Here is a 5,014-nt window from a genome sequence, read left to right as displayed (position 1 = left end):
GGTAGAAATGCTCGCCGGAAGGCGAGACGCCCTTCAGCATGGCATCGGCGAAGTCTTGCTCGCTCCAGGCGCCGATGCCGTCCTTGGCGTCCTGCGAGATGTTGGGCGGCACGAAGGTGCCGAACGGCGTCTTCAGTTCGAGGCCGCCCGTGAGTGCTAGTCGGGCATCGCCCTGCGAACCGGGCTTGGCATGGCAGGAGGTACAGCCGCCGGCATAGAAGATGCGCTTGCCCCTGGCGGCATCGCCGGGGCCGAGCTGCGCGACGGTCGCGGCATCAAGTCTGACCGGCGCCGACAGCAACCATGCGGCAACCGCGCCAGCGCCACCCAGAACGAGGGCCGCGCCGACGAGTTTTTTCAGCCAGGCCATTGGCCGGGATCAGCCCTTCTTGATCCTGTAGCTCTGATGGCAGGTACCGCAATCGCCGCCGATGGTGTTCAGCTGCGCTTTCAAGGCATCGACATCAGCCGGCGGCGCTGCGGTCGCGGCCTTGACGTCGGTCAGCAACTTGTCCTCGGCCGCGTTGAAGCCCGCCATGTCTTCCCAGATCTTCGGCGCGGCCGTGGTGTCGCCCTTATCACTGCCGGCCGGGAAAAGTTTCTCGGTATCCCACTTCTCGGCGTTAGCCTGCAGCGCCTGCAACGCCGCCAGCACGGCGGCTGCGTCGAAAGCTTCCTCGCCCTTGACGACCTTCGACAATTGGCCGGCAAGTTTGCCGCGTTCCTTCATCAGGGCCTGGCGATCCTTGATCGGATCAGCGAAGGCGGCCGAACCCGCTACAGCGAGCATAGAGATGGCGAGAACAAGCTTTCTCATTCAATGGCTCCTTGGTGAAGAGAGTGCGCGACTGGACATTAACGGACGGCGCGGCGGAAATATTCCGTCCGCACAGCAACGACTTTCACTTTCCGCTGCAGGCAGAAAAGAAAAGCCCCGGTCGTGCCGGGGCTTTTCGTCAACCAATCAACCTTTCGCCTTTTCGTAAAGCTCGAGGACATAGTCCCAGTTGATGAGACTGTCGACGAAGGCTTCGAGATATTTCGGCCGTGCGTTGCGATAGTCGATGTAGTAGGAGTGCTCCCAGACATCGACGCCGAGGATCGGCGAGGCGCCATGGACCAGCGGGTTCTCGCCGTTCGGGGTCTTCGAGATCGCGAGCTTGCCATCCTTGACCGAAAGCCAGGCCCAGCCGGAACCGAACTGGGTGGTGCCGGCGGCGATGAAATCCGCCTTGAACTTGTCATAGCCGCCGAGGTCGCTGTCGACCGCCGTCTGCAGCGCGCCCGGCAGCTTGGAGCCGCCACCGCCCTTCTTCATCCACTTCCAAAAATGGATGTGATTGTAGTGCTGGGCGGCGTTGTTGAAGAGCCCGGCGTTCTTGCCGAAGGACTGCTTGACGACTTCCTCGACCGAAAGGTCACCCAAGCCGGCTTCCGCGGCGAGCTTGTTGCCGTTGTCGACATAGGCCTTGTGGTGCTTGTCGTGATGATACTCCAGCGTCTCCTTGGACATATAAGGCTGAAGCGCCTCGTAGTCGTAGGGCAAAGCAGGCAGCTCAAAAGCCATGGATGGTACTCCCTCATGGAAAATCCGGTGTCACTACCGGACTAAGATAGGTCTGGAATGATTTGGGACAACTCCGGAATGAAGTGCCGGTTCCCTTTCTAGAGAGGTTCCGGAAACCTGTCACACGGTTTTGCGGCAGGCGGCTGCGTCAAAAGAGAAAGCCTGCCCACGGATCAGGCGGCGGATGTGGAATGCGCCCAGTCCCAATAGAGCTCGCGCGCCTTTTTGGCGACGGGGCCAGGCTGGAGATTGCGCTCTTCGATGCGGGTGATCGGCACGACCTTGGAATGGTTGCCGGTCGAGAATATCTCGTCCGCTTCAAGGAAATCGCGCACCGACAGCGTCTTTTCGGTGGTCTTGAAGCCGTAGTCGCCGAGCAAGCCTATGGTGCGCGAACGAGTGATGCCGGACAGGAAGGTGCCGTTCGCCGCCGGCGTGAGCACATGGCCGTCCTTGACCAGGAAGATGTTCGAGGTTCCGGTCTCGGCGACATTGCCCAGCATGTCGAGCACCAGCGCATTGTCGAAGCCGCGCATCTTGGCTTCGAGGATGGCGCGGCCATTGTTGGGGTAAAGGCAGCCGGCCTTGGCGTTGGTCGGCATGGTCTCGATGGTCGGCCGCCGGAAAGGTGAGACGGTGACCGAAAAGCCTGCTGGCGAGATCATCGGCGATTCGTAAAGGCAGAGGCAGAAGCGGGTCGAGGCCGGATCGGCCGGCACGCCCATATAGCCGCCATGCTCGGCCCAGTACATCGGCCTGATATAGACCGCCGTCTTGCCGTCGAACTTCTTCAGCCCGTCCCAGGTCAGCCCGACGATCTTCTCGGTGGTCATGGTAGGTTTCAGGCCGAGCGCGATGGCCGAGGCGTTCACCCGCGCTGCATGACGCTCGAGGTCGGGCGCCACGCCCTCGAACCAGCGGGCGCCGTCGAAGACGCTGGTGCCCAGCCACATGGCGTGGCTGCGGGGCCCGAGAATGGCGACGTTGCCCTCGTACCAGTCACCATCGACGAAGGTCCATGTCGCGGATTGCGCCGCTGCCGCCAGTGTCATTGCTCGGGTCCGTCCAAGTGTTCTTGCGAAGCGGGCATAGGAAAATGCTTTGGTGGCCGCCGTCAACCGGCATCGTGGAGTTTTGTTGGGGCCAGCCGGCCTCCGCCAACCGATGTCGGCCTGGTTTGGCCGCGATCCGCAACATCGATCGGTGCTGGCTGCAATCAACGCTTGCGCTTCGCTTCCCCTCGCCTCACTACTGTCGCCATGCATCACGCGGCCTATGTTTTCGACGCCTACGGCACGTTGTTCGACGTGCATGCCGCCGTGCGCCGCCATGCCGGCGAGATCGGGCCGGACGGCCAGTTGCTCTCCGAGATATGGCGCGCCAAACAGCTCGAATATTCCTGGGTCAGGACGCTGATGGGCGCCTATGCCGATTTCTGGCAATTGACCGAGCAGGCGCTCGATTTCGCCTTGCGCAAGGTACCCTCCGCCGACAGGGGCTTGCGAGCCAAGCTGCTGGAGGCTTATTGGCACCTCGACTGCTATCCGGAGGTGCCGGCAGTGCTCAAGGCGCTCAAGGCATCGGGCGCGAGGCTCGCGATCCTCTCCAACGGTTCGCCCGAGATGCTGGAGGCGGCGGTGAAGTCTGCCGCGCTCGACCAGGTGCTGGACGATGTATTTTCGGTCGATGCGGTGCGACGCTTCAAGGCCGACCCGTCGGTCTACGACATGGTGACCACCGGCTGGCGCCTCTATCCGGGTGCGGTGTCTTTCCAGTCCTCCAACCGCTGGGACGTCGCCGGCGCCACCAAGTTCGGTTTCCGCACGGTGTGGATCAACCGTGCCAACCAGCCCGATGAATACCGAGACTTTCCGCCAGGGCTGATCCTGCCTTCGCTCGAAGGCCTTCTTGGGGGTGCATGACGGCGCTGTTGCTGCAGCGCAACAGCGGCAATGCGGTCACAGCTTCGCCTTTGTTTGTCCACCCTTAGGCCAGATTTGGAACCGCCTATCGCCGCCGACTGTTATTGGAGCGCCGGCAGCCAGCCTGCGGATTCATGCTTTCTTGCGAATTAAGACCTAGAAAAGGCAACCATGTCAGACGCTTCCTTCCGCATCAGCCGTCGTGGCTTTCTCAACTTCACAGCCCTTGGCGCTGCCTCGGTCGCGGCTTCCGCCTGCACGACCACCGGTCCGGCTCCAGAGCCTGCGCAACCGCCACCGCCCGCCTATGTCGATCCGCCGCTCGGCGACTACGAGACGATGTATGGGGCGACGTCCGACAACGGATTCGACCTGCCGGCCATTCCGGTCAACAAGATCGATCATCAATTCCTGCGCCAGATCGTTCCCGACCCGACCGGCCAGCGGCCGGGCACCATCGTCGTCGATACGACCAACCACTTCCTCTACCTCGTGCGTGAGGGCGGCCAGGCGATCCGCTACGGCGTCGGCCTCGGCCGCGCCGGCTTCGAGTGGTCGGGCGATGCTGTGGTGCAGTGGAAGCAGAAATGGCCGAAGTGGACGCCGCCGGATGAGATGGTCGCCCGCCAGCCGGAACTGACCCAATACAGCGCCAAGAACGGTGGCATGCCCGGCGGCTTGAAGAACCCCCTCGGCGCCCGCGCGCTATACCTCTTCCAGGGCGATCAGGACACGCTCTACCGGCTGCACGGCTCGCCGGAATGGTGGTCGATCGGTAAGTCCGTGTCGTCGGGCTGCGTGCGCCTGATCAACCAGGATATTGTCGACCTCTATGATCGCGTGCCCAGCAAAACCCCGGTCATCGTGACCGCCGATATCGGCGCGCCGGTGGCCGACATGCCGGATCGCAGAGCCATCCCGATCGATGCCGGCGTACCGACCGGCTCGATCCTGCTCGGTCCGGTGAAGCGGCTCACGAACGAGATCTTCTGAGCTTTGGGTTCGTCAGCGGTGTTCGGCCAGTATCCTCGCCAGCACCGCAACGCCGCGCCGCACCGCTTCCGCGTCAAGCCCGGCGTACCCCATGATGAAGCCAGCCGTTTCCGGCCGAGGCCCGCTCGGGTCGTAGAGCGGCGATACCGGGTAGAGACCGATCCCGGCAGCGCGCGCGGCCGCGATGATTGCGGTCTCGCGCCCGGCGGCGATGCCGTGCATCCAGGCCACGACATGAAGGCCCGTGTCGGCTCCCGCAACGGTGACCCTCGGGCCCAGACGGTCGGCCAATGCCTGCAGCAGCACCTGCCTGCGCTCAGCATTCTTTCTGCGGATACTGCGGACGTGACGCTCGTAGGCGCCGCTCGTCAGCAAGTCACCCAACACGTCTTGCTCCAACATGGGCGCATGCCGGTCGGTCAGGCGCTTCGCCTCGCTGAACGCCCGGCACAGGCCGGTTGGGATGACGAGATAGCCAAGCCTCAAAGTGGGCGAGAGCGTCTTGGAGAACGTCCCCACATAGATGACTGAC

General features: G+C 63.1%; 6 protein-coding genes and 1 pseudogene. 2 read left to right on the top strand and 5 right to left on the bottom strand.

The genetic code is table 11. The features are described from left to right. From EN781_RS25565 to EN781_RS25550, 4 genes are all read right to left on the bottom strand, one after another. On the bottom strand, nt 1-370 hold a 370-nt coding region (locus EN781_RS25565; protein ID WP_127400446.1), incomplete at its 3' end, for a c-type cytochrome. A 9-nt stretch (nt 371-379) separates the two neighbouring features. Next, entirely contained in the window at nt 380-817 is a 438-nt protein-coding gene (locus tag EN781_RS25560) for a cytochrome c (RefSeq protein WP_126055789.1), read from the bottom strand. 147 nt (nt 818-964) lie between these two features. After that, a complete protein-coding gene (locus tag EN781_RS25555; RefSeq protein WP_126055790.1) occupies nt 965-1,567 on the bottom strand; it encodes a superoxide dismutase in 603 nt (200 codons plus the stop codon). Nucleotides 1,568-1,740: 173 nt separating this feature from the next. Next, complete coding sequence (locus tag EN781_RS25550) at nt 1,741-2,619, bottom strand: branched-chain amino acid aminotransferase (RefSeq protein ID WP_126055791.1); 879 nt, start codon at nt 2,617-2,619, stop codon at nt 1,741-1,743. Between the two features lie 207 nt (nt 2,620-2,826). On the opposite strand from EN781_RS25550, the gene EN781_RS25545 reads away from it, so the two are divergent. Both EN781_RS25545 and EN781_RS25540 read left to right on the top strand, forming a co-directional pair. After that, entirely contained in the window at nt 2,827-3,489 is a 663-nt protein-coding gene (locus EN781_RS25545; RefSeq protein WP_126059170.1) for a haloacid dehalogenase type II, read from the top strand. A gap of 171 nt (nt 3,490-3,660) precedes the next feature. Next, nucleotides 3,661-4,482, top strand: coding sequence for a L,D-transpeptidase (locus EN781_RS25540; RefSeq protein ID WP_126055792.1), 822 nt, complete (start codon nt 3,661-3,663; stop codon nt 4,480-4,482). A 12-nt stretch (nt 4,483-4,494) separates the two neighbouring features. On the opposite strand, the pseudogene EN781_RS25535 reads toward EN781_RS25540, so the two are convergent. After that, nucleotides 4,495-5,014: pseudogene (locus EN781_RS25535) on the bottom strand (PLP-dependent aminotransferase family protein); the annotation flags it as partial.

It is taken from the genome of Mesorhizobium sp. M4A.F.Ca.ET.090.04.2.1 (assembly GCF_003999085.1).
GTDB lineage: Bacteria > Pseudomonadota > Alphaproteobacteria > Rhizobiales > Rhizobiaceae > Mesorhizobium.
Note: the sequence above shows the minus strand (reverse complement) of the source record. Positions and strands in the feature narration are given on the sequence as shown.